This is a genomic window from Pseudoxanthomonas indica, assembly GCF_900167565.1.
Taxonomy (GTDB): domain Bacteria; phylum Pseudomonadota; class Gammaproteobacteria; order Xanthomonadales; family Xanthomonadaceae; genus Pseudoxanthomonas_A; species Pseudoxanthomonas_A indica.
Genome location: NZ_FUZV01000001.1, coordinates 1,215,600 through 1,237,047, shown reverse-complemented (window position 1 = coordinate 1,237,047; position 21,448 = coordinate 1,215,600). Strand labels below are relative to the sequence as shown.

At 65.7% G+C, this 21,448-nt stretch carries 23 protein-coding genes; 15 read left to right on the top strand and 8 right to left on the bottom strand.

Features of this window, described 5'->3' with window-relative positions; all coding sequences use genetic code 11:
• Positions 1 to 102 precede the first annotated feature (102 nt).
• From B5X78_RS05920 to B5X78_RS05890, 7 genes are all read left to right on the top strand, one after another.
• The gene (locus B5X78_RS05920) at positions 103 to 1,113 is read left to right on the top strand and encodes a LacI family DNA-binding transcriptional regulator (RefSeq protein ID WP_079723511.1); all 1,011 of its coding nucleotides are present in this window, start codon (positions 103 to 105) and stop codon (positions 1,111 to 1,113) included.
• A gap of 420 nt (positions 1,114 to 1,533) precedes the next feature.
• Complete coding sequence (locus B5X78_RS05915) at positions 1,534 to 4,554, top strand: TonB-dependent receptor (RefSeq protein WP_079723510.1); 3,021 nt, start codon at positions 1,534 to 1,536, stop codon at positions 4,552 to 4,554.
• Between the two features lie 145 nt (positions 4,555 to 4,699).
• On the top strand, positions 4,700 to 5,407 hold the full coding sequence (locus tag B5X78_RS05910) for a SapC family protein (protein ID WP_079723509.1): 708 nt from the start codon (positions 4,700 to 4,702) through the stop codon (positions 5,405 to 5,407).
• Positions 5,391 to 6,410, top strand: coding sequence for a cupin-like domain-containing protein (locus B5X78_RS05905; protein WP_079723508.1), 1,020 nt, complete (start codon positions 5,391 to 5,393; stop codon positions 6,408 to 6,410). The genes B5X78_RS05910 and B5X78_RS05905 overlap by 17 nt, the downstream gene beginning before the upstream one ends.
• Positions 6,411 to 6,421: 11 nt before the next feature.
• Positions 6,422 to 7,933 carry a tryptophan halogenase family protein gene (locus B5X78_RS05900; protein WP_229730824.1) on the top strand — a complete coding sequence of 504 codons (1,512 nt, stop codon included), beginning with the start codon at positions 6,422 to 6,424 and terminating at the stop codon, positions 7,931 to 7,933.
• 40 nt (positions 7,934 to 7,973) lie between these two features.
• Positions 7,974 to 9,215: a cation:proton antiporter gene (locus B5X78_RS05895; protein ID WP_079723507.1), complete on the top strand. Its 1,242-nt coding sequence runs from the start codon at positions 7,974 to 7,976 to the stop codon at positions 9,213 to 9,215.
• Between the two features lie 2 nt (positions 9,216 to 9,217).
• Positions 9,218 to 9,631: a hypothetical protein gene (locus B5X78_RS05890; protein ID WP_079723506.1), complete on the top strand. Its 414-nt coding sequence runs from the start codon at positions 9,218 to 9,220 to the stop codon at positions 9,629 to 9,631.
• A gap of 7 nt (positions 9,632 to 9,638) precedes the next feature.
• Here B5X78_RS05890 and B5X78_RS05885 read toward each other — a convergent pair whose 3' ends face one another.
• The 3 genes from B5X78_RS05885 to B5X78_RS05875 form a co-directional block, all read right to left on the bottom strand.
• Positions 9,639 to 10,067, bottom strand: coding sequence for a VOC family protein (locus B5X78_RS05885; protein WP_079723505.1), 429 nt, complete (start codon positions 10,065 to 10,067; stop codon positions 9,639 to 9,641).
• Between the two features lie 99 nt (positions 10,068 to 10,166).
• Positions 10,167 to 10,814 carry a DUF4136 domain-containing protein gene (locus tag B5X78_RS05880; RefSeq protein WP_079723504.1) on the bottom strand — a complete coding sequence of 216 codons (648 nt, stop codon included), beginning with the start codon at positions 10,812 to 10,814 and terminating at the stop codon, positions 10,167 to 10,169.
• A 52-nt stretch (positions 10,815 to 10,866) separates the two neighbouring features.
• Positions 10,867 to 11,655, bottom strand: coding sequence for an alpha/beta hydrolase (locus tag B5X78_RS05875; RefSeq protein ID WP_079723503.1), 789 nt, complete (start codon positions 11,653 to 11,655; stop codon positions 10,867 to 10,869).
• 219 nt (positions 11,656 to 11,874) lie between these two features.
• Here B5X78_RS05875 and B5X78_RS05870 point away from each other — a divergent pair, with 219 nt between their 5' ends.
• Entirely contained in the window at positions 11,875 to 12,312 is a 438-nt protein-coding gene (locus B5X78_RS05870; RefSeq protein WP_079723502.1) for an EF-hand domain-containing protein, read from the top strand.
• 69 nt (positions 12,313 to 12,381) lie between these two features.
• Here the strand turns inward: B5X78_RS05870 and B5X78_RS05865 are convergent, their stop codons facing one another.
• Positions 12,382 to 13,191, bottom strand: coding sequence for a helix-turn-helix domain-containing protein (locus B5X78_RS05865; RefSeq protein ID WP_079723501.1), 810 nt, complete (start codon positions 13,189 to 13,191; stop codon positions 12,382 to 12,384).
• Between the two features lie 35 nt (positions 13,192 to 13,226).
• Between B5X78_RS05865 and B5X78_RS05860 the strand changes: the two genes are divergently transcribed.
• Positions 13,227 to 14,300 (top strand): alpha/beta fold hydrolase, encoded by a 1,074-nt coding sequence (locus B5X78_RS05860; RefSeq protein ID WP_244898546.1) that lies wholly within the window; start codon positions 13,227 to 13,229, stop codon positions 14,298 to 14,300.
• Here B5X78_RS05860 and wrbA read toward each other — a convergent pair whose 3' ends face one another.
• Positions 14,301 to 14,900, bottom strand: coding sequence for an NAD(P)H:quinone oxidoreductase (gene wrbA, locus B5X78_RS05855; RefSeq protein ID WP_079723500.1), 600 nt, complete (start codon positions 14,898 to 14,900; stop codon positions 14,301 to 14,303).
• A 260-nt stretch (positions 14,901 to 15,160) separates the two neighbouring features.
• On the opposite strand from wrbA, the gene B5X78_RS05850 reads away from it, so the two are divergent.
• Both B5X78_RS05850 and B5X78_RS05845 read left to right on the top strand, forming a co-directional pair.
• Positions 15,161 to 16,372, top strand: a complete 1,212-nt coding sequence (locus B5X78_RS05850; RefSeq protein ID WP_079723499.1) for a DUF418 domain-containing protein — start codon at positions 15,161 to 15,163, stop codon at positions 16,370 to 16,372.
• Between the two features lie 95 nt (positions 16,373 to 16,467).
• On the top strand, positions 16,468 to 16,680 hold the full coding sequence (locus B5X78_RS05845) for a hypothetical protein (protein ID WP_079723498.1): 213 nt from the start codon (positions 16,468 to 16,470) through the stop codon (positions 16,678 to 16,680).
• On the opposite strand, the gene B5X78_RS05840 is transcribed toward B5X78_RS05845, so the two are convergent.
• Together B5X78_RS05840 and B5X78_RS05835 are read right to left on the bottom strand one after the other, a co-directional pair.
• The gene (locus B5X78_RS05840; RefSeq protein WP_079723497.1) at positions 16,661 to 17,521 is read right to left on the bottom strand and encodes an endonuclease/exonuclease/phosphatase family protein; all 861 of its coding nucleotides are present in this window, start codon (positions 17,519 to 17,521) and stop codon (positions 16,661 to 16,663) included. The genes B5X78_RS05845 and B5X78_RS05840 overlap by 20 nt on opposite strands.
• Before the next feature lie 28 nt (positions 17,522 to 17,549).
• On the bottom strand, positions 17,550 to 18,068 hold the full coding sequence (locus B5X78_RS05835; RefSeq protein ID WP_079723496.1) for an adenine phosphoribosyltransferase: 519 nt from the start codon (positions 18,066 to 18,068) through the stop codon (positions 17,550 to 17,552).
• A 159-nt stretch (positions 18,069 to 18,227) separates the two neighbouring features.
• Between B5X78_RS05835 and B5X78_RS05830 the strand changes: the two genes are divergently transcribed.
• From B5X78_RS05830 to B5X78_RS05820, 3 genes are all read left to right on the top strand, one after another.
• Positions 18,228 to 18,740: a DUF1993 domain-containing protein gene (locus B5X78_RS05830; RefSeq protein WP_079723495.1), complete on the top strand. Its 513-nt coding sequence runs from the start codon at positions 18,228 to 18,230 to the stop codon at positions 18,738 to 18,740.
• Between the two features lie 95 nt (positions 18,741 to 18,835).
• A complete protein-coding gene (locus B5X78_RS05825) occupies positions 18,836 to 19,249 on the top strand; it encodes a CBS domain-containing protein (protein WP_079723494.1) in 414 nt (137 codons plus the stop codon).
• A gap of 67 nt (positions 19,250 to 19,316) precedes the next feature.
• Positions 19,317 to 19,718, top strand: a complete 402-nt coding sequence (locus B5X78_RS05820; RefSeq protein WP_079723493.1) for a low affinity iron permease family protein — start codon at positions 19,317 to 19,319, stop codon at positions 19,716 to 19,718.
• 24 nt (positions 19,719 to 19,742) lie between these two features.
• Here the strand turns inward: B5X78_RS05820 and B5X78_RS05815 are convergent, their stop codons facing one another.
• On the bottom strand, positions 19,743 to 20,627 hold the full coding sequence (locus B5X78_RS05815; RefSeq protein ID WP_079723492.1) for a TIGR01777 family oxidoreductase: 885 nt from the start codon (positions 20,625 to 20,627) through the stop codon (positions 19,743 to 19,745).
• A 108-nt stretch (positions 20,628 to 20,735) separates the two neighbouring features.
• Here B5X78_RS05815 and B5X78_RS05810 point away from each other — a divergent pair, with 108 nt between their 5' ends.
• Positions 20,736 to 21,446, top strand: coding sequence for an alpha/beta fold hydrolase (locus B5X78_RS05810; protein WP_079723491.1), 711 nt, complete (start codon positions 20,736 to 20,738; stop codon positions 21,444 to 21,446).
• Positions 21,447 to 21,448: the final 2 nt, after the last annotated feature.

The following is a 21,448-nucleotide window of genomic DNA, read 5'->3' as shown; positions in this document are numbered from 1 at the left end:
CAAGGGTGGCGCTTCCCCTGGACCTGTATACACAAGGCCGCGTTGCGCTGTCAGAATCGCCCGCGCCGGGGGCCGGCGAACAGGACGGAGTGCGACGCCATCATGCGTAGTCGTATCGAGGATGTGGCGGAAGCGGCCGGCGTGTCGATGAAGACTGTCTCGCGCGTGCTCAATCACGAGCCCAACGTGCGCGAGGAAATGCGCCAGCGGGTGATGCGCGCGGTGGAAAAGCTGCAGTACCGGCCCAACCTGTCCGCGCGCAGCCTGGCCGGCCAGCGTTCCTACGTGGTGGCGCTGATCTACAACAACCCCTCGCGCAATTACCTGATGGAAGTGCAGAGCGGCATGCTGGAAGCCTGCCGCGCCAGCCACTACAACCTGGTGCTGGCGCCGGTCGGCGCGCAGAAGCAGCGCAAGGCCGACGACATGAAGGCGGTGTTCGAGAACTTCTCGCCGGATGGGGTGGTGCTGATTCCGCCGCTGACCGATGACGAGGTGGTGCTGGAGTACTTGGAGGCCCACGACGTGCCGTTCGCCTGCATCGCGCCCAAGCAGGCGCAGGACCGGATTGGCGTCAACATGGAAGAGACCCGCGCGGTGCAGGAACTGATGGCCGGGCTGATTGCGCTCGGCCATCGTCGCATCGCCCATATCAAGGGGCCGCCCGCGCACGGCGCCTGCCAATGGCGGCTCAAGGGCTACCGTGATGCCTTGCGCAAGGCCGGCATCGAATACGATCCCGCGCTGGTGGTGGCGGGCGAGTTCTCGTTCGAGTCGGGCATAGAAGCGGCCAAGCACCTGCTGGACCTCAAGCCACGGCCCACGGCCATCTTCGCGGCCAATGACGACATGGCCGCGGGGGTGATCCGTGCCGCCTGCGAGCGCGGCCTGAGCGTGCCCGAGGATGTCTCGGTGTGTGGATTCGACGACACGCCCATCGCCCGCCACATCTATCCGGCGCTGACCACGGTGCGCCAGCCCACGGCTGAAATGGGTCGCCTGGCGACGCTGCAACTGCTCGATCGCATCCGCAATCCGGAGGCCGGCGCCATGGTGCACGTCGAGCACACGCTGCTGTTCCGCGAATCGACGCAGCCGCCCACGCGCCGCTGAAGCGGTCGCCTCTCGCTGCAGTTTGTCCGCATGAGTCCCTGCGTGGCCCGTGCTTGTCCTGTGCATGTCCGATCGAATGACCCGGCCTTGTGCCTGTTGGATAGGTAGCGCTAACACGCGATCGCGTCTGCATCGCACCACTCAATAACGATCGTTACGGACCTCGAATAATTTTTCCGATTTGCTTTTCCGCAGTTTTGTGGAAAACGGTTTCAGCTGCGACGCAGCATCGACAAAACTGCTGAAAACAAGCGCTTTTTTGTCATTCGAACAAAGTTGCCGCTCAGGTTGACAACGCTGTCAATTGCGCGTCCAATGCGCCGCATCGTGGAGTAACACCGCGCGATCACAGCGTTCAAACAGCAGTACACAAGCAAACGACATCACGCAGTTTTCGTGTCTTTCCGGGGAGGAGGATTCATGAAGCAGGTGCAGTTCGTTCCAAAGAAGAAGGTCCTGACCACAGCCTTGCTGTTGGCCATGACCACGCCGGTCTGGGCGCAAGATGCGAACCAGACGAATACCAACCTGACGGCTGACCAGCAGGACGCGTCCACCCTCGATACGGTGGTCGTGACCGGCATCCGCAGCAGTTTCGAAGCCTCGATGAACCTCAAGCGCGACGCGCAGGGCATCGTCGACGGCATCACCGCCGAAGACATCGGCAAGTTCCCCGACACCAACCTGGCCGAGGCGCTGCAGCGCATCAGCGGCGTGTCGATCGATCGCCAGCTCGGTGAAGGTTCCAAGGTCACCGTGCGCGGTGTCGGTCCGGACTTCAACTTGGTGCTGTTGAACGGTCGCCAGATGCCGGCCGCCAACCTGGGCTCCGGCGGCGCCGGTGTTTCCGGTTCGCGCTCGTTCGACTTCGCCAACCTGGCAGCCGAAGCGGTCAGCGGCCTGGAGGTCTACAAGACCAGCCGTGCGGCCACGCCTGCCGGCGGCATCGGCGCGACCATCAACGTCAAGACCGCGCGTCCGCTCGACCACGACGGCATGATCGCCACCGCCAGCATCAAGGCGATGCACGACACCACCGTCGACAACCTGCCCAACACGTTCGAAGGCAAGTCGATCACCCCGGAATTCTCGGGCATTTTCAGCGACACCTTCGCCGACGGAAAGTTCGGCGTGGCCCTGTCGGGCAGCTACCAGGAGCGCGATTACGGTTTCAGCCAGGCCTCGGTGGCCAATGGCTGGGCCAAGTTCCGCGGTGACGACACCACCAGCTGGAACCGCCTGCCGCAGCCGGGTGATCCCAACTACGACCTGATCACCAACCGTCCGGGTCCGAACGACGTGTACTCGCGTCCGCAGAACACCGGCTACACCGTCAATGGCGTGCAGCGCCAGCGCACCAATGGCCAGCTGGTCCTGCAGTACGCGCCGACCGAACGCTTGAAGATGACGGCGGACTACACCTACGCCGAAAACAAGATCCAGCAGCAGCGCAGCGAACTGTCGGTGTGGTTCAACTACCAGCCCGGTCCGAGCTCGTGGACGGACGGCCCGGTGTCGGCGCCGATTTCGTACACCGAGTACACCAGCGACGCCGGCGCCGACGTGGCCATGGGCGGCGCGCAGTTCGCCACCAAGTCCGAGCTCAAGTCCACCGGCTTCAACGTGGAGTGGGAAGTCACCGACGCCCTGAGCCTGGCCGCGGATTACCACAACTCGCAGCAGGAAACGAAGGCCGACAGCCCGTACGGCTCGGCCAACGTGCTGGCCGTGGCCGCGTTCGTGCGTGGCACCACCACGGTCGACTACAGCCGCGACCTGCCGATCCTGCATTACGACGTGACCGACGGCGCCAGCCAGGTCGAGCCGTCGCAGGCCAAGGTGACCGGTTCGGTCTTCCACAACAGCTACACCAAGTCGGAAGTGGAACAGGGCCAGTTGAGCGGCAAGTTCGTGTTCGGCGAAAACTCGGCGCTGGATTTCGGCATCGCCCGTACCGAAGTGCAGAACCGCACCGCGTATGGCTACATGCAGCGCGACAGCTGGGGTGGCGTCGGTACCGAGGACGACTACAGCGACGACATCTGGTACGCGGACAACATGTCCAACTACTTCGGCAGCTTCTACAACAGCAATGATCCGCGCTGGACCGATCGCTTCCTGATTTTCGACTTCGAGCGCCTGCGTGCGCAGGCGGCCACCGTGGGTGATGCGGACAACCCGCCGTGCCCCACCTGCTACGTGCCGCCGAATACCTTCAGCCGCGATCTGCGCAACAAGGAAAAGTCGACCAGCGCGTACCTGCAGTACTCCACCACCTTCGACTGGACCGTGCCGGTGCACCTGGCGGCGGGCGTGCGTTACGAGAAGACCGACGTCACCTCGACCGCGCTGGTGCCGGTCGGCACCAGCATCCGCTGGGGTTCGGCCAACGAGCTCAACGTCAACTTCGCCGATCCTTCGTTCGTCGAGGGCACCGGTGAATACGACTACTGGCTGCCCAGCCTGGACATGAGCGCGGACCTGACCGAGAACATGATCCTGCGCGCAAGCTACGGACATTCCATCGGCCGGCCGAGCTGGACCGACATCCAGGGCGGACAGACGCTCACCCAGCAGCTGGGCGTCAGCGGCGGCACCGGCCAGCAGGGCAACCCCGCGCTGGAACCGCTGCTGTCGAAGAACTTCGACATCTCGTGGGAGTGGTACTACGGCGAAGGCAGCTTCGTGTCGGCGGGTTACTTCCGCAAGAACATCGACAACTACGTGGGCACCACCGAAGTCAACACCTCGGCCTATGACCTGCATACGCCGGTTGGTGGCGCCTACTGGAACGAGGCGCTGGGTGCGGGCTGCGCGGCCACGGACATGGTCTGCATCCGCAACTGGATCCTGATCAACCATGCCGGCGATGAGGGCGTTGTCAACCGTGGTGTCAATGGTGAAGGCGAGCAGCAGGGTGACATCTTCGGCCTGCCCGGCGATCCGCTGGCGCAGTTCCGCATCACCACCCCGGCCAACCAGAAGTCGGCCTCGCTCGATGGCTGGGAGTTCAACGTTCAGCACATGGTCGAGGACACCGGCTTCGGCATCGCCGCCAACTACACCATCGTCAACTCCAGCCTGACCTACGACAACTACAACCTGGGTGAGCAGTTCGCGCTGGAAGGCTTGAGCGATTCGGCCAACGTGGTGGGCTTCTACGACAAGGACAAGTGGCAGGTCCGCCTGGCGTACAACTGGCGCGACAAGTTCCTGTCCGGCCGCTTCGATGGCCAGGGCGCCAACCCGAACTACACCGAGCCCTACGGCCAGCTGGATGCGAACATCAGCTACAAGTTCACCGAAAACCTGATCGTCAGCTTCGAAGGCTTCAACCTGACCGACGAGACGGTGCGCATCCACGGCCGCAACAAGAACCAGCTGTTGTGGCTGACGCAGGGCGGTCCGCGCTACGGGATGGGCGTGCGTTACAAGTTCTGATGACGGTACTGCTTCCGCACGGCCGGTGCCGTGCGGAAGGCTGGAAGGGCGCGGCTGCAAGCGAACCGCGCGGAAGCCGCTGCTTGCAGCGGCTTCTTCTTTTTGGGCCTATGATGCGGCCTGGGGCAGCAAGTGAACTGGTGACATGGCACGACACGTTCTGTTGAACAACATCGAGCACAAGGCGTTGCGCGTCGACACCCGCCGCAACGCGGAACTGGGCGACCAGGTGATGTACGCGCAGGTGGTTCCTTCCGAGTTCCGCCAGCTGCAGGAGCACTATCCGATCGTCTTCGCGCCGGGAAGCCAGGGCGAGATGCTGCCCGTGGCGCTGTTGGGACTGCGCCATGGCGAGAACCTGTTCCTGCGCGGCGATGGCTGGGATGCGCACTACCTGCCGCACGTCATCGAGCGCCAGCCCTTCGCGATCGGCAACCAGGACGGCGAACTGGTGCTGCACCTGGACATGGACAGTCCGCGCGTGGGCGCGGCGGTGGGTGAGGCGCTGTTCCTGGAACACGGCGGCACCAGTGCCTACGTGGATCGCATCAGCGAGGTGTTGTCCGCGTTGAATCGCGGGCTGCCGCAGATACCGGTGTTCATGGGGCTGGTCGAGGAATACCAGCTGCTGGAATCGTTCGTGCTGGATTTCAGCCTGGACGATGGCACCCCGCAACGACTGACCGGCTTCCATACCCTGCACGAAGATCGCCTGTCCAAGCTCGGTGGTGAAGCGCTGCAACGCTTCCAGCAGGCCGGCCTGCTCGAGCCGCTGTACATGATCATCGCCTCGCTCTCCAACTTCCGCAGCTTGATCGATCGTTTCAATCGCATCCATGGCGATCAGCACTGAAGCCCTGCCCGAACGGCACGGCCTGGACTACCGGGCGCTGCCCGATGAGGTGCTGCACTCCGACACGCCGATGGTGCTGCGTGGCGTCGTGGCCGACTGGCCGATGGTGCAGGCCGCGCGCCAATCCGCCGAAGCGGCCATCGATTACGTGGCCGGCTTCGAGCGCGCCGACGCGCCGCCGGTGGTGGCCACGGTCGGCCCGCCGGACATCAAGGGCCGTTTCTTCTACAACGAAGATCTGAGCGCCTTCAATTTCCGCCAGGAAAAAGTGCCGCTGGATGTGGCGCTGAAGACGTTGCGCAAATACCTGCCCGACCCGGCGCCGCCGGCGATCTACCTGGCCTCCACCACGATCGATACCTGGCTGCCGGGATTCCGTGCAGCCAACGATGTGCCGATGGGCGAACGCGAAGCGCTGGCCAGCATCTGGATCGGCAACCGCACGCGCATCGCCGCGCACCAGGATGTGCCCGACAACCTGGCCTGCGTGGTCGCCGGCCGTCGCCGGGTCACGCTATTCCCGCCGGATCAATTGCGCAATCTCTACATCGGCCCGATCGAGTTCACCCCGGCCGGCCAGCCGATCAGCCTGGTCGATTTTGCCGCGCCGGATCTCGAACGCTTCCCGCGCTTCGCCGAAGCCCAACGGCATGCGCTGGGTGCGGAACTGGAACCGGGCGACGCCGTGCTGATTCCCAGCATGTGGTGGCACCACATGGAAGGCCTGGAGCCTTTCAACGTGCTGGTGAACTACTGGTGGCGGCAGACGCCGAAATGGATGGACACGCCGATGAACGCGCTGATGCTGGCGCTGCTGACCGTGCGCGATCTACCGCCGCACCAGCGCGAAACCTGGCGCGAAGTGTTCCGTCATTACGTGTTCGAGGCCGGCGAGGAAACCGCCGGCCACATGTCCGAGTCGGCCCGCCGCGTGCTGGGCCAGCTCGATGATGACCGCGCCCGCGACCTGCGTGCGCGCCTGCTCAACCGACTCAACCGCTGAAGGTGCACGACGTGACCGAAGAAGTGACCGAATTCCCGCACAAGGCCGTCAAGCGCGTGGTGATTGCCGGTGGCGGCACCGCCGGCTGGATGGCCGCTGCCGCGATTTCGCGCATGCTGGGACGGGTGCTGGACATCACTTTGATCGAGTCCGAGGAAATCGGCACCGTCGGCGTGGGTGAAGCCACCATTCCGACCCTGGTCACCTTCCATCGCCTGCTCGAGATCAACGAGCAGGAATTCATGGCCGCCACGCAGGCGACCATCAAGCTCGGCATCTCGTTCGAGAACTGGAAGGATCGCGATCACCGCTACATCCATTCCTTCGGCGTCACCGGCCAGGATCACTGGATGGCCAACTTCGTGCATTTCTGGATGCGTGGGCGCGAGGAAGGGCTGGCCAGCCGCTACGAAGACTATTGCGTGGAGCTGCGCGCGGCCGAGGAAAACAAGTTCGCGCACCTGCCGCGCAAGGGCATGAACTACGCGTACCACATGGACGCCAGCCTCTACGCCAAGTTCCTGCGCCGCTTCAGCGAGGGCTATGGCGCCAAGCGGGTGGAAGGCAAGATTGTCGAGGTCAACCAGGACGATGCCAGTGGCTATATCACGTCGCTGAAGCTGGCCGATGGCAACGTGATCGAAGGCGACCTGTTCATTGACTGCACCGGGTTCCGCGCGCTGCTGATCGGCAAGACGCTCAACGTGGGCTTCACCGACTGGTCGCACTGGCTGCTCAACGACAGCGCCCTGGCCACCCAGACCACCGCCGTGCGCGATGCCGTGCCCTATACCCGCGCGATTGCCGGCAATGCCGGCTGGCAGTGGCGCATCCCGCTGCAGCATCGCGTGGGCAACGGCATCGTCTACTGCAGCCGCTACATCAGCGACGACGAGGCCAAGCAGGAATTCCTCGGCAGCCTGGAAGGCGAAGTCATCAAGGATCCCTGGCCGATCCGCTTCCGTCCGGGCCAGCGACAGAAGTGCTGGAGCAAGAATGTCGTCGCCCTGGGCCTGGCGGGCAGCTTCATCGAGCCGCTGGAATCCACCACCATCCACCTGATCCAGCGTGGCATCACCCGCCTGCTCAACTGCTTCCCGCATGTCATCACGCCGGAAATCGTCAACGAGTACAACGCACGACTGGACACCGAGCTGCAGCATGTACGCGATTTCGTGGTGCTGCACTATTGCGTGACCAACCGGCGCGACAATGCCTACTGGCGCACGGTCGGCAGCATGGAACTGCCGCCGAGCCTGCGCCAGCGCATCGAGTTGTTCCGCGAAACGGGCAATGTCTTCCCGGTGCCGACCGAACTGTTTGCGGAGAACTCGTGGATCCAGGTGATGATGGGGCAGGGCATCACGCCCAGGCAGCACCATCCGATTGCCGAGGTCATGAGCTTCGACGAGCTGCGGCAATTCCTCGACAGCATCCGCGCCAGCACCGCGAACACCGTTCGCCAGATTCCCGCGCACATGGATTACCTGCGCAGTTACTGTCCGGCCGACAAGCCGTTCTGACTGCTCTATAGTCCGCCCAACGTTCGGATTCCCCGGTCTCATGCACAACCTGTACGCCCTCCTGCTCGATTCGGCCGTGTTCATCCTGGCGGCGTGGGTGCTGTGGCGCGCGCTGGGGCGTTCGATTCCGATCGCGGTGATCCCGATCATCATCGGCTTGCTGCTGGCCGCCAGCGGCTGGCCGGTGAAGGCATGGGGACTGCCCTCGGTTTGGGGTGATCGGATCGGTTGGCTGGGTGTGTTGCTGCTGGCGTTCACCGCCGGCCTGGAAACCCGGCAGTTCCGCTATCACGGCAATGACGCCGGCACGCCGTCGCGCTACCGCGCGTCGCCGATGCGGCTGGCCAGCAGTGCTGGCATCGCCTTGCTGCTGCCGTTCGCGACCGGCGCGGTGATGGCGTATGCGTACTTCCTGGGATTGGAGGGATGGACGGCGCCGCATGCCGATCGCGCCACCGGCGCGCTGGCGATCGGTTTGTGCCTGGCGGTGAGTGCCTTGCCCGTGCTGATCGGCATCGTCCGCGAACTGGGGCCGTTGAACCGCCCGCTCAGTCAACTGGCCCTGGGCATCGCGGTCATCGATGATGCCGTGCTGTGGATCGGACTGGCCTTGTTGCTGCTGTTCGCCGTGCCTGGCGCGGAAGTGGCGCATGGTTCCTGGCAGCAGGCGCTGGCGCTGGGCCTGCCCTGCACGTTGGTCGCGGTATCGGTGCTGGCGCAACGTCGTGGCTGGCAGTTGCCGCCGGGCGTGATCTACCTGGTCCTGCCCGTGTACCTGCTGGCCGGCGCGTGGTCCTCATCGCAGCTGGGCCTGCATGAATTGCTGGGCGCCTATTTCGCCGGCGCGATCGTTCCGCCGGCCTGGGTGCGCCGGGTGCCGGTGGATACGCTGGGCAAGTTCGCCTTGATGGGCCTGGCGCCGCTGTTCTTCGGCCATAGCGGGCTGAAGATCGACGGCCAGGTGTTGGGTTGGGCGTCGTTGCAGGCCTCGGTGCTGCTGCTGGTGCTGGCGGTCGCCGCCAAGTTGGCGGCGGTGCTGATTCATCCACCCGCGCCGGGCTTCACGCGGCGGGAAACGCTGGCCGTGGGCGCGTTGCTGCAATGCAAAGGCCTGATGGAAATCGTCGCGGCCACCATCCTGCGCGACAAGGGCCTGCTGTCCGAGCACGCCTTTGCCGCGCTGGTGACGCTGGCGGTGTTGTCCACCTTGCTGACCGGGCCGCTGTTCCGCACGCTGGTGCGCAAGCCGGCGACCACAGCGCAAGCACTGGAGCGATCCTGAGCATGGCGTTGTGGCTCTACTTCCTGATCTCGTTGCTGGTCGTGGCCGCGCTGGCCGTGGTCAATTCGCAACACCAGCGGGTCAGTGATCGCTGGCTGCAGCGGACCTTCGATGCGCTGCAATTCGACACCGCGCATGGCCGCCAGGCCGGACCGGACATGCAGGTGGTCAAGCAGGTGACGATGGAGGTGTCCTCGCACAATCATCCGCTGACCGCCTTCTGGTATTGCGTGGGCGAGGGCCCGAGCTACTTCGTGGCGATGGCGCATTACCAGCGCGATGGCTGGATGGGCGGCCACTACGAATGGACGATCAAGTCGCTGGACGAAGCGCGCATGCGGCATGCCTTGATCGACGACAAGCAAGCCTTGCAAGCCACCTTTGGCAGCGCCGATCCCGGCGTGCTGCACGCCTGAGGGTGGGCTAGAACGTCACCTTGACCGACGCCGCGCTGCGCGTGGCTTCGCCGTGGTACACGGCTTCGATGTTGTTGCCGTCCGGGTCCAGCACGAACGCGCCGTAGTAACCGGGGTGATAGGGGCGTTCGCCGGGCTTGCCATGATCACGTCCGCCGTGGGCCATGGCCGCTTGGTAAAAGGCATCGACCATCGCCCGATCCTGCGCCTGGAAGGCCAGGTGCACGCGACCGGTCAATTCGCCTTGCGCGGCCTCGCTGGCGGCAGTGGAGACAAACAGTTCATCGGCCCAGAAGTAGTCGTCGCCGCTGCCCGCCATCGGGATGCCGAGCACCTTGAACACGGCTTCGTAGAAACGCTGGCTGGCGGGCAGATCGCGCACCACCAGCTGGATGTGATCAATCAGGCGACCACGATGCAGTTCCTGGGTTTCCATGACGATTCCATTGGCTTCGGGGAGCGCCCTGTATAGCACTCCCCGATGACGGAATCGTTCAGTGCGCTGCGGGTGCAGCGGACTCAACCCGGCTACGCGTCAACGCGGCATGGCGGGCAGGCTGTCCAGCGTCTGCACCGCGATCACGTCCAGCCGTGACTGCTTGCCTTCGCCACGCTTGACCGCGCCACGCGCCAGCGCACGCCACAGCACGCGGATGGTCTTGGGTTCGATCACTTCCACCAACAGTCCGCCTTCGGTGCTGTGCTTGACGGTGGTCTTCAGTGCCGCCTGGCCACCGGAGGTCTGCGCGACCAGCTGCGAACAACCGCCGGCGCGGCACTCGATGGCCGCCTGTGGCGTGCTGCCGTCGCCCTTGGGCGCGGGCACATCCTTGACCTGCACATCTTCCACGTCCTGCACGCCCACGCGGTAGGCGACGATGAAGTCTGCCTGGCTGGCGCCGCTGGCCAGGCGATAGCCCTTGGCTTGCAGCGCCTTGTCGAGGGCCGCCTGCAGGCGCTTGCGGAACGCGGGATCCTGCACGCGTTGATCGTTCTCGGCAGGCAGGGTAGTGGGACTGGCCACCCAGGCGTAGCGCGGTCCCGGCAGCGCGGTGGCGGTCTTGCTGACGTCCACCGACCCCTGCTGGGCGGCGGCAGGCATCGCGACTGCGGCGACGGCCAGCAGCGCCATGCCCGCGCTGCACAACCAGGAAGAACGAAGCAACACGGTCAAAGCACGCATGGCAGGCACCTCCAGGTCGACAGTGGCCAGACCTTAGCACAGCGACCAGGCGCTATTTATCCACGGTGGGCGTGAGTTTTCCCATGTTGGCATCGCCCGTCATGGCCCGGAACCGGTCCGCGATCGCCTGCCGCACGTCGGCCTGCATGGCGGGGCTGAAGTCATGGGCGGTGTGCTCGTAACCACGCATCGAAACCGGCCAGCCGCGTGCGCCCAATGCCTGCAGCGCCGTCTCGGTCGGGGCCATCGGTACGGTGCGGTCATCGCGACCATGCAGCGCCAGGATCGGTGGACAGGCGTCTGCGCAGTCGACCGCGGACTGCTGCCATTCCGGCAACAGCCGCGCCGCCACCGGGAACGCAGCGGTGTACGCATCCGGGTGATGCAGGATCAACAGCAGACTCAGGTCACCCCCATACGAGACACCGGTCAACAGGGGTCGACCGCGGGTGGGATGGCGTTCCTGCATCTGCTGGATGAACGCGGTCAGGCGGCTTTCGGCTGCCTCGGTCACTGCGGCTTGCGCGGATGCCGGCAATGCGCCGTATCCCTCGGGAAACCAGGATCGTCCACTGGGTCTCGGAAACGGACCGCGCGGCAGGACGACGCGTGCGCGTACCGGCAGGTCGGCAAAGGCGCTCGCCAGCTCCTCCGGTTGCGAGCCCGACGAATGCAGGGCGATCACCAGCGGCAGCGACTCCTGATCACCGCCGCCCCGCGTCTCGAACACCACATACTCCCAGTCCTGCCATTGTCCGTTGCGCGGTGTGGCATCGGCGGCCGCCGCCACCGGTACGAGTGCGCAGAGCAGAAGCAACATCACGCCGTGGACTACCTTCATCGCCCCGCTGTCCCCTGCTCGTTCTGCGCAAGCCCTCACGCTAGGCAGCCCGCCGGTCGCCTGCAAGATCCAATCCTGCCGCCAGCACGCATCCACAGTTGATGCAGGTCACAAATCCCGCCGCCATAGCGCGCGCCTTGGCGTTTTGACCTGGCCATCACCTGCGGCAGCGCAGCATGTCGCGACGCCGACCCCTCCGTGCCGGTTCCGGAGAACATCATGAAGAGTGCCACGCGCCACACCATGTTGCTGATGGGTTTGGTCGGCCTCTGGGCCAGCGCGTTCGCGGCCGGACATGATCCGGCCAAAGGCGGCAAGTTCGCGAGCATGGACAGCGATGGTGACGGTCAGGTGTCCGCCGCCGAACATGTCGCAGGCGCGAAGAAGATGTTCACCGACATGGATTCGGACATGGATGGCCAGGTCAGCGCCGCGGAGATGGACGCCGCCCGGCATGACAAGGCCGGCGCCAAACCGGCGATGTCATCGGCCGACAAGATCAAGAAACTCGACACCGATGGTGACGGCCGGCTGTCCGCCAGTGAACACGCCGCCGGCTCGGACAAGATGTTCAAGGCCGGCGACAGCAATGGCGATGGCCAGCTGACCAGCGCCGAGATGCAGGCGGTCCACGATCGCGAGATGGCGCAGAAGTAAGTTCGCCCACTGATTTTCCTCCGCCGTCCGCTGCCTATCGGTGCGGATGGCGTACGCATGCGCGTTTGCTCAGTCGGCGTCGGCGAGCGCACGGCAGAAGTCTGCCGTAGCCTCGTCCAGCGGGAAACAACTTTCGATCCGCAGTTCGTCCAGGGTCACGTCGCGCGGCGTGGCAAAGACGGTGATGCTGGAGAAAAAGCGCAGCGACACGCCATCATGCGCGAAGCAGGTGGTCAGCAACGGCAACGGTCCCGTGTCCTGGGTCGGATGCCGCCAGGCGGTGGGTACCCCGGGCGCGGCCAGCATCTCATCCAGCAACGTGCGTGCACGCGCATCTCCGGGGCGCGCACTGACCGCCTGGCGCAGGTGCTGGAGCAGATCACCGGCCACTTCGTCCCAGTTCACCAGCACGCTGCGCAGATCCTGCGGATCAAAGACGTGATGCAGCATGTTGCGATGCGGACTGGCCCGGCCCGCAAGCAGAAAGCCATTGACGCGCTGGGCGGCGCGGTTGGTCTGCAGGATGTCCCAATAGCGATTGAGCACGAAGGCGGGGTAGGGCTCCTGCTGGGCCAGGATGAATTCTACCGCGCGCTGGATGCGTTGCAGTTCCGGCGCGTCGATTGGCGTTTCGGTGTAGTGGTCGGCATAGCCCGCCGCACGCAACAGGCGATTGCGCTCGCGCAGCGGCATGTGCAGGGCCTCGGCCAGGCGTTCGATCAGTTCGCGGCTGGGCTGCGATTTGCCGGTCTCCACATAACTGAGGTGGCGGGTGGAGATGCCGGCTTCCAGCGACAGGTCCAGCTGACTCCAGCGTCGTGACGAACGCCATTGGCGCAACAACGAACCCAGGTCGGCGGAGGCGGCAAGTGTGCTCATGGGCGCAGCATAGCCGCGCCGCCTGCGGCGCTGCCATGACCTGCGGGGTTATTGCCGCGCCCAGCCACTGGCGCGAAGGTGGCGCCCTCGTATCGTTCAATCGCCAGGAGCTGGCCATGCAACGCAGGGACTTCTTGAAACTGGGTGGATTCGCCGCGACGACCTCGCTGGTCGCGACCGTTGCGCCGATGGCATGGGGCGCTGGCAGCACGACAGCCGCTTCAGCGGGCCGTGCTCCATCGGCGCTTCCTGTTTTGTCAGCCGCGCAATGGCGGCGTGAACGTCGCTGGCAGCACACGCGCTTCGGCGAGATTGCCCACGTCGAGCGCGGCAGCGGACCGGCCGCGCTGTTCCTGCACGGATTTCCGCTCAACGGATTCCAGTGGCGTGGTGCGCTCGAACGGCTGGCACCGCTGCGGCGTTGCCTGGCGCCGGACATGCTCGGACTGGGCTACACCCGCGTGGCGCCAGGCCAGAGCGTCGCGCCGGCCGCTCAGGTGGAAATGCTCGCCGAATGGCTGGACGCGCTGAACATCGAACAGGTGGATCTGGTCGCCAATGACAGCGGGGGCGCGGTCGCGCAACTGTTCGCCGTGCGATTTCCGCAACGCGTGCGCAGCCTGTTGTTGACCAACTGCGACAGCGAAATCGACTGTCCTCCGCCGGCCTTGCAGCCGGTGATCGATCTGGCGAAGGAGGGGCAGTTTGTCGTGCAATGGTTGGCGCCCTGGCTGGCCGATCCGGTGTTGGCGCGTTCGCCGCAGGGCCTGGGCGGGATGACGTTCACCTTCCCGCAGCATCCGGATGACGACACCCTGGACATGTACCTGCGACCGTTGGTGGAGCAGCCCGAGCGCACGCACGCGTATGCACTCGGTCTGGACAGCAACGTGCTGGCGGGCGTGGAAGCCGCGCTGCGCGCCAGCCGGATGCCGGCGCGCATCCTCTGGGGTACTGGCGATACGATCTTCGCGGCGCAGGCGCCCGACTATCTGGACAGCGTGCTCGGACATTCGCGCGGCGTGCGCCGGGTGGACGGTGCACGCCTGTTCTGGCCGGAGGAATTTCCCGACCTCATCGCCGAAGAAGCGCGCGCGCTGTGGCGCTGATCAGCCGAACAGCTTGTTGGTGACCTCGGCGATGTGGCAACCCTGGAATCGCGCGCCTTCCAGTTCGTTCTGGCTGGGCTGGCGCGAGCCGTCGCCGCCGGCGATGGTGGTGGCGCCATAGGGACTGCCGCCGGTCACTTCATCCAGCCGCATCTGGCCCTGGAAGCTGTAGGGCAGGCCGACCGTCACCAGGCCGAAATGCAGCAGGTTGGCGATGATCGAAAACAGCGTGGCTTCCTGGCCGCCATGCTGGGTGGCCGTGGACGTGAAAGCGCCGCCGACCTTGCCGTTCAAGGCGCCCTTGGCCCACAGGCCACCGGCTTGGTCCAGGAAGTTGGCCATCTGCGATGCCATGCGGCCGAAGCGCGTGCCGACGCCGATGATGATCGCGTCGTAGTTAACCAAGTCGTCAATCTTCGCGATCGGCGCGGGCTGATCCAGCTTGTAGTGGGATGCCTTGGCCACCTCCTCGGGCACCAGTTCCGGAACACGCTTGATGTCCACGGTGGCGCCGGTGGAGCGGGCGCCCTCGGCCATGGCGTTGGCCATGGTTTCGATGTGACCGTAGGAGGAGTAATACAGGACGAGGATCTTGGCCATGGACGTGCTCCGTATGCAGTGGGGGTTCGCCGACGCGGCGGGCGCAAGGACTATAGGCCAGCGACGGTGACGGAACGGAGAGACATACGGGCACGGATTGTTCCACCGGCGGCACTGGCCGGAACCGGCGCGAGCACGCGCGCGAACCCGCCAGCCGATGGTAGAGTCGGCACGTTGACTCTGCCGTATCAGGGGACGCCTCGCGGCGGTATGCGGTGACAGTCAGCCTGCAACGTGCCACGCCAAGGAAGATTCTGCTCATGCCTGGAACCGCAGCACCGGTCGCGCCACACGAACGCCAACCCCTGATTGATGCATTGCGCGGCCTGGCCCTGGCGGGCGTGTTGATGGCCAACCTGGGCTACCTGAGCCTCTACGATTTCACCGGCGACGCGGCGCGTGCCGCGCTGCCGACCGCCGCGTTTGATCTGGCCGTTCTCAAGGCCATGGAGTTGCTGGTCAGTTCCAAGGCCATCACCCTGTTTTCGCTGTTGTTCGGACTGGGCTTTGCCATCCAGCTGGAACGTGCGCAGGCGCGCGGCGCCGGTGGGCTCCGCCACTACCTGCAACGCCTGGGCTGGCTGCTGATCATCGGCCTGGCGCACAGTTATCTGATTTGGTGGGGCGACATCCTCACCATCTACGCGGTGGTCGGTCTGCTGCTGGTGCTGTTCCGGCATGCGCCGGATCGTTGGCTGTTGTGGGGCGGCCTGTTCATCGCCGTGCTGTTGCCTGGCTTGATCGGGCCCTGGCTGAACTCGGTGATCGACGGCGAGTCGCAGCGCAGCAGCATCTATGCGCGCAGCCTGCTGGCCTTCGTCTCCGACTCCTGGCGCGATACATTCGCTGCCAACACCGCCCTGGTGCACTGGACCCGGCTCATGAACTGGAGCCTGATCTGCTTCGTCCTGGGGCGCTTCCTGATTGGCTACTGGGCGGGCCGACGGCAGTTGTTGCAACGCGCCGAAGATCATCTGCCGTTGTTGCGCCGCATCCTGATCGGCGCGCTGGCCGTCGCCATCGTGGCCGGCGCGCTGTTGCTGCTGTGCAATGCCAATCCGGACTGGCGCGAGCATATGGCCGGCCGCCTGCTGCGCAGCACGGTGTTCCGCCTGGCGCCGCTGGCCCTGGCCATTGCGTATGCCGCCGGCTTCGTCCTGTTGTTCCAGCGCGCCGCGTGGCGCCGCGTGCTGATGGGGTTGGCGCTGCTGGGTCGGATGGCCCTGACCAACTACCTGATGCAGAGCGTGCTGGGTATTTTCCTGTTCTACGGCATCGGCCTGGGCATTGGTCCTTGGACCGGTCTGACCGGCTGGCTGCTGGCATGGTTCGGCATCCTGGCCGCGCAGATCGCATTCAGCCACTTCTGGCTGGCGCGCTTCCGCTATGGCCCGTGTGAATGGGCTTGGCGCAGCCTGACCTACGGCAAGCTGCAACCCATCCGCCGGCCGCGGGTGGCGCTGGCTTCGTGACCTGCGCCACGGTCCTCCACGCACCGCTTACGAAATGCTTCGGCCTTCTTAACGCCTGCGGGACTACGCTCGCATCGCCTTCAGAGGAGGAGCGCATGAACACTGATTACTTCTTTGCCCTGGATGACGCCGGCAACCGTTGCAGAGTGGATGTGTTGCGCGCCTGCGACGTGCGCGAACGCGAAGCCACCCTGCATGACAACGCACCGGTCTATCTGCTGGAGGACGGCTCGCGCGTGCATCGCGTCGATCGCGACACTTTCCGCGTGCTCGGCACCGGCGCGTTCATCACGGTGCTGCGCGACTGATCGGCCAGCGCAGTTCGGTCACCACCGGGAAGTGATCAGAAGGATAGCGCCCGTCACGCGCCTGCGTGTCGGTGGCGACTGATTGCACCTCCAAGCCGCGCTGCAGGATCCAGTCGATGCGGTGATCCGGCTTGCCCTTGAACGCATGGAAGGTTTCGGCCGGCCCGCTGCGGCGCGCGCCGCTGTCCCACGCGTCCTGCAGATGGGCGGTGAGCGCGCGATGCGCGGCGCTGTCGGGCGTGGTGTTGAAATCGCCGGTCAGCACCACCGGTATGTCGGCCGGCAGCGCGGCGATGCGCGCGGCGATCAAGGCGGCACCGCGCTCGCGCGCCACGTCGTCCTGATCGCGGTAGGGCAGGTGGGTGTTGAAGAGGTAGAAGCGCCGCTTGTCGGCGAGGCGCTCGAACAGCGCCCAGGTGACCATGCGCGGAAACAGGTTGTTCCAGCTGATGCTGCCGGCCACCTCGGGCGTGTCCGACAACCAGAAGTCGCCTGATTCAATCACCCGCAGGCGATCCGTGCGGTAGAACACGCCCATGTGTTCGTCGCTGTCGTCGCCACGACGACCGCGGCCAAACCAGCGGTAGCCGGGCAGGTGCTCGACGATGTAGTCGCCCTGGATCTTCCACAACTCCTGCGTGCCCATCACGTCCGGCTGCAGCCGACGCACGGTATCGACGAACAGTTCCTTGCGTGCGTCCCAGCGATCGGCGCCATCGCTCTCGGCCGGCAGGCGTACGTTGAAGCTGACCACCCGCAAGGGTTCGACGGTCTTGGTTTCCGATGCCGTTATCGGCAACGTGACGATCAGCAGCAGCAAGCAAACCAGCAGACGACGCATCGCGATCCCTTTCAGAAGAGGGGGAAAATCAAAAGGCCAGCGTGGCCACCAGCGGCGCAGGATCATCCCAGCCCGCACGCGCGCCCAGGAAGGCCAGCTCCACCAACACCGCCACCCCGGCCACTTCGGCGCCTTGTTGTCGCGCCAGCGCCAGCGCCGTGCGCAGGGTGCCGCCGGTGGCCAACACATCATCGACCACCACCACGCGCGCGCCGGGCGCCAGCGCATCGGCATGGATTTCCAGGCGATCGCGGCCGTATTCCAATGCGTAGTCCAGGCTCAGCGTGCGCGCCGGCAACTTGCCCGGCTTGCGCACCGGAACGAAGCCCACCTGCAGCTCGTGCGCCAGTGCGGCGCCGAGAATGAAGCCGCGCGACTCGATGCCAATCACCGCATCCAGGCCGAGGCCGCGCCAGGGCGCGGCCAGTTCGGCCATGGCCTGGGCAAACGCCGGCCCATTGGCCAACACCGGGGTGATGTCCTTGAACAGGATTCCCGGCTTGGGGAAATCATCGACATCGCGGATCAAGCTGGACCAGTGGGACATGCGGGCAACAACGCAGCAACGAGGTCGCCATGCTAACCCGTTTGCCGGCGCCGGCCGTCGCATCGCCGTCACGGGATGCAGTCTCCCGCCCGTCCGGGCTAATCCTCGCCTCCGCCGCGGCGTATGCTTCCGGCCTCCTACTTCGCCACTGCTTGCGCCATGACCGACACTCTTTCGATGTACCAGGCCACCGTTCCCGTCCTGCAGCGTGCACTGCGCACGCTCAAGAGTCTGCTCGAGAAAGGCGAGGCGCATGCGCAGGCGCAGGGCTACGATCCCTCCGTACTGCTGCAATCGCGGCTGTACCCGGACATGCTGCCTTTGCTGCGACAGGTGCAATTGGCCACCGATACGTCCAAGTTCGCCCCGGCGCGCCTGACCGGCAATGAGTCGCCGCGCTTCGAGGATGTGGAAACCAGCTTTGCCGAATTGCAGGCACGCCTGGATCGCGTGATCGAGTACGTCGGCAGCTTCGAGCCTGCCCAGTTCGAAGGCAGCGAGGCGCGCAGCGTGACCCTGGCCTCGCGCGGTGGTGAACGGCAGTTCGACGGTCGCGGCTACCTGCTCGGTTTCGTGCTGCCCAACCTGTTCTTCCACGTCAGCACCGCCTACGCGATCCTGCGCCACAACGGCGTGCCGCTGGGCAAGCTGGACTACCTGGGCGCGCGCTGAAGCCAACGCACAACGGAATGTTCGCGCGCTCTTTACCCGGACCGCGCCAGCATCGGCGGACGCGTGCACGCACGCACCCGATCCGGAGAGCTGAGATGAAAGTGGCCGAGATGATGAGCACCGACGTTTGCATTGCCGCGCCCACCGATACGCTGCAACGCGCCGCCCTGCTGATGGCGCAGAACGATATCGGCAGTCTGCCCGTGGGTGACGGCGATCGGCTGGTCGGCTTCCTCACCGACCGCGACATCACCGTGCGAGCGGTGGCCGAGGGCAAGGGACCGGAAACGCCCATCGCCGCGGTGATGTCGGCGGAGGTCAAGTACTGCTACCTCGACGATGACGTGGACGACGTGGCGAAGAACATGGCGGACCTGGAAGTGCGTCGCCTGCCGGTGGTCAATCGCGACAAGCGGCTGGTGGGGATCATCTCGCTGGGCAACTTCGCCCAGAGCGGGCATCGCCATGCCTCGCAGGATCTGCTGGAAGGGGTGGCCGCGCGTCACTGAGGCCTTCACTGGACCTTGAAGCCGGCATGCGAAAAGATCCCTCCCTCTTGCAAGGGAGGTACCGATCATGGGCAAGCAGTCCGCCTTCACCCGCCTGGCCAAGCGTGCCGCCGCCTTTACCGGCCGCGGCACCTGCTTCGCCCTGGCGCTGCTCGTAGTCGCCGTATGGGCGATCAGCGGGCCGCTGTTCGCCTTCAGCGACACCTGGCAGCTGGTCATCAACACCGGCACCACCATCATCACCTTCCTGATGGTGTTCCTGATCCAGAACACCCAGAACCGTGACACCGAGGCGATCCAGATCAAACTCGACGAGCTCATCCACGTCACCGCGCGCGCCAACAACGAGCTGCTGGATCTGGAAGAGCTGGAAGAGAAGGAACTCGATCGCCTGCGTGACCACTACGAGGCGATGGCGCAGAAGGCCAAGCAGGCACGTACGCGACGCGGTCACCGCGACGCGCGCTGAGCCCGTGTCGTGCAGGGAGCGAGGCTAGTGCACCACCTCCCGCAATGCCCCCTCCAACGCCGGATGGCGGAACGCAAACCCCTCCGCCATCGCGTGCACCGGCAACACCCGCTGCCCGGTCAGCAGCAGCGTGGACGCTTCGCCCAACGCCAGCCGCAAGGCGAACGCCGGCATCGGCAGGAACGCGGGACGATGCAGCACCCTGCCCAAGGTGCGGGCGAACTCGCGCTGCGGCACCGGCTCCGGTGCGGTGCCGTTGTAAGCGCCGCCGGCGTGGTCGTGTTCCAACAGCCATTGGATCAGGCCGATCAAATCCTCGCGATGGATCCAACTGAACCACTGACGCCCATCACCGATCGGCCCGCCCAGCCCCAGCCGGAATGGCAGCAACATTTTCTGCAAGGCGCCGCCGTCCGGTCCCAGCACGATGCCGGTGCGCAGCCGGCACACACGCAGCCCCAGCGCCTCGGCTTCCATTGCTTCGTGCTCCCAGTCGCGGCAGAGCAGGGCGGCAAAGTCCTCGCCCGGCGCGGCGGATTCGTCCAGCGGGGTGTCGTCGCGCGGGCCGTAGTAGCCCACCGCGGATCCGGAGACCAGCACGTGCGGACGGCGTAGCTGCGGCGCCATCCAGCGCAGCAGTTTTTCGGTGGTGCCGATGCGCGAGTCGCGGATCTGCTGCTTGCGCCGAGCGTTCCAGCGGCGCGCGACGAGGGGCTCGCCGGCCAGGTTCACCACCGCCTCGATCTCGTTGGCCTCAGCCAGGTCTTCAATCACATGCACGCCGGGCAGCCGCTGCGCCGCCTGGCGCGGATGGCGCGACCACACCGTCAGGCGATGGCCGACGCGCTGCAGATGCGCGCACAGGGCCTGGCCAATGAAGCCGCTGCCGCCAGTGATCAGGATGCGCATGGCCGAGCTCCGGATGCGGTGTCCGCACTCTACGCCGATGCGCGTGTTCCGCCCGTGGAATGGACCATCTGCTCGGCCCGGCGGCGCATGGCGACTACAATGGCGCCCATGACGCCCGGCTCCCCCCGCCTGCCCCTGCTGTTGTTGCCCGGCCTGCTCTGCGACGCGCGTCTTTGGCGGGATCAGGCCAGCGGCCTGGCCGATATCGCCGACAGCCGGATTGCCGACCTCACCCAGGACGACAGTGTCGCCGCGATGGCCGCGCGCGCCCTGGCGGCTGCACCGCCCCGGTTCGCCCTGGCGGCGCTGTCGATGGGTGGCTACGTGGCGTTCGAAATCCTGCGCCAGGCGCCCGAGCGGGTGACCCGTCTGGCCTTGCTGGCAACCAGCGCCCGCGCCGATCCACCCAAGCGCGCGGCCGTGCGCCGCGCCAGTCTGGCGCTGGCGGGCAGCGGCCGCTTTGCCGGTGTCACCCGCAAACTGTTGCCGCAACTGGTGCATGCCCGCCACGTCGACGATGCCGTGGGCCAGGAAGTGATGGCCATGGCCGAACGGGTGGGCCGCGATGCGTTCCTGCGCCAACAGCAAGCCATCCTGGATCGCCCGGATTCCAGCGACCTGTTGCCTACCTTGCAGCTGCCGACCCTGGTCGGCGTGGGCGACGATGATCGGATGACGGCGCCGGAGGAATCGCGCTACCTCCAGGCGCACATCCCGGGCGCGCGCCTGCATGTCTTCACCGCGTGCGGCCATCTGCCGCCGCTGGAACAACCCGAAGCCACCACCGCCCTGCTGCGCGACTGGTTGCTGGCGGCTTGACT

Coding starts and splice junctions, on each gene's coding strand:
- B5X78_RS05920 (WP_079723511.1), top strand. CDS start 103: ATGCGTAGTCGTATCGAGGATGTGGCGGAAGCGGCCGGCGTGTCGATG.
- B5X78_RS05915 (WP_079723510.1), top strand. CDS start 1,534: ATGAAGCAGGTGCAGTTCGTTCCAAAGAAGAAGGTCCTGACCACAGCC.
- B5X78_RS05910 (WP_079723509.1), top strand. CDS start 4,700: ATGGCACGACACGTTCTGTTGAACAACATCGAGCACAAGGCGTTGCGC.
- B5X78_RS05905 (WP_079723508.1), top strand. CDS start 5,391: ATGGCGATCAGCACTGAAGCCCTGCCCGAACGGCACGGCCTGGACTAC.
- B5X78_RS05895 (WP_079723507.1), top strand. CDS start 7,974: ATGCACAACCTGTACGCCCTCCTGCTCGATTCGGCCGTGTTCATCCTG.
- B5X78_RS05890 (WP_079723506.1), top strand. CDS start 9,218: ATGGCGTTGTGGCTCTACTTCCTGATCTCGTTGCTGGTCGTGGCCGCG.
- B5X78_RS05885 (WP_079723505.1), bottom strand. CDS start 10,067: ATGGAAACCCAGGAACTGCATCGTGGTCGCCTGATTGATCACATCCAG.
- B5X78_RS05880 (WP_079723504.1), bottom strand. CDS start 10,814: ATGCGTGCTTTGACCGTGTTGCTTCGTTCTTCCTGGTTGTGCAGCGCG.
- B5X78_RS05875 (WP_079723503.1), bottom strand. CDS start 11,655: ATGAAGGTAGTCCACGGCGTGATGTTGCTTCTGCTCTGCGCACTCGTA.
- B5X78_RS05870 (WP_079723502.1), top strand. CDS start 11,875: ATGAAGAGTGCCACGCGCCACACCATGTTGCTGATGGGTTTGGTCGGC.
- B5X78_RS05865 (WP_079723501.1), bottom strand. CDS start 13,191: ATGAGCACACTTGCCGCCTCCGCCGACCTGGGTTCGTTGTTGCGCCAA.
- B5X78_RS05860 (WP_244898546.1), top strand. CDS start 13,227: ATGACCTGCGGGGTTATTGCCGCGCCCAGCCACTGGCGCGAAGGTGGC.
- wrbA (WP_079723500.1), bottom strand. CDS start 14,900: ATGGCCAAGATCCTCGTCCTGTATTACTCCTCCTACGGTCACATCGAA.
- B5X78_RS05850 (WP_079723499.1), top strand. CDS start 15,161: ATGCCTGGAACCGCAGCACCGGTCGCGCCACACGAACGCCAACCCCTG.
- B5X78_RS05845 (WP_079723498.1), top strand. CDS start 16,468: ATGAACACTGATTACTTCTTTGCCCTGGATGACGCCGGCAACCGTTGC.
- B5X78_RS05840 (WP_079723497.1), bottom strand. CDS start 17,521: ATGCGTCGTCTGCTGGTTTGCTTGCTGCTGCTGATCGTCACGTTGCCG.
- B5X78_RS05835 (WP_079723496.1), bottom strand. CDS start 18,068: ATGTCCCACTGGTCCAGCTTGATCCGCGATGTCGATGATTTCCCCAAG.
- B5X78_RS05830 (WP_079723495.1), top strand. CDS start 18,228: ATGACCGACACTCTTTCGATGTACCAGGCCACCGTTCCCGTCCTGCAG.
- B5X78_RS05825 (WP_079723494.1), top strand. CDS start 18,836: ATGAAAGTGGCCGAGATGATGAGCACCGACGTTTGCATTGCCGCGCCC.
- B5X78_RS05820 (WP_079723493.1), top strand. CDS start 19,317: ATGGGCAAGCAGTCCGCCTTCACCCGCCTGGCCAAGCGTGCCGCCGCC.
- B5X78_RS05815 (WP_079723492.1), bottom strand. CDS start 20,627: ATGCGCATCCTGATCACTGGCGGCAGCGGCTTCATTGGCCAGGCCCTG.
- B5X78_RS05810 (WP_079723491.1), top strand. CDS start 20,736: ATGACGCCCGGCTCCCCCCGCCTGCCCCTGCTGTTGTTGCCCGGCCTG.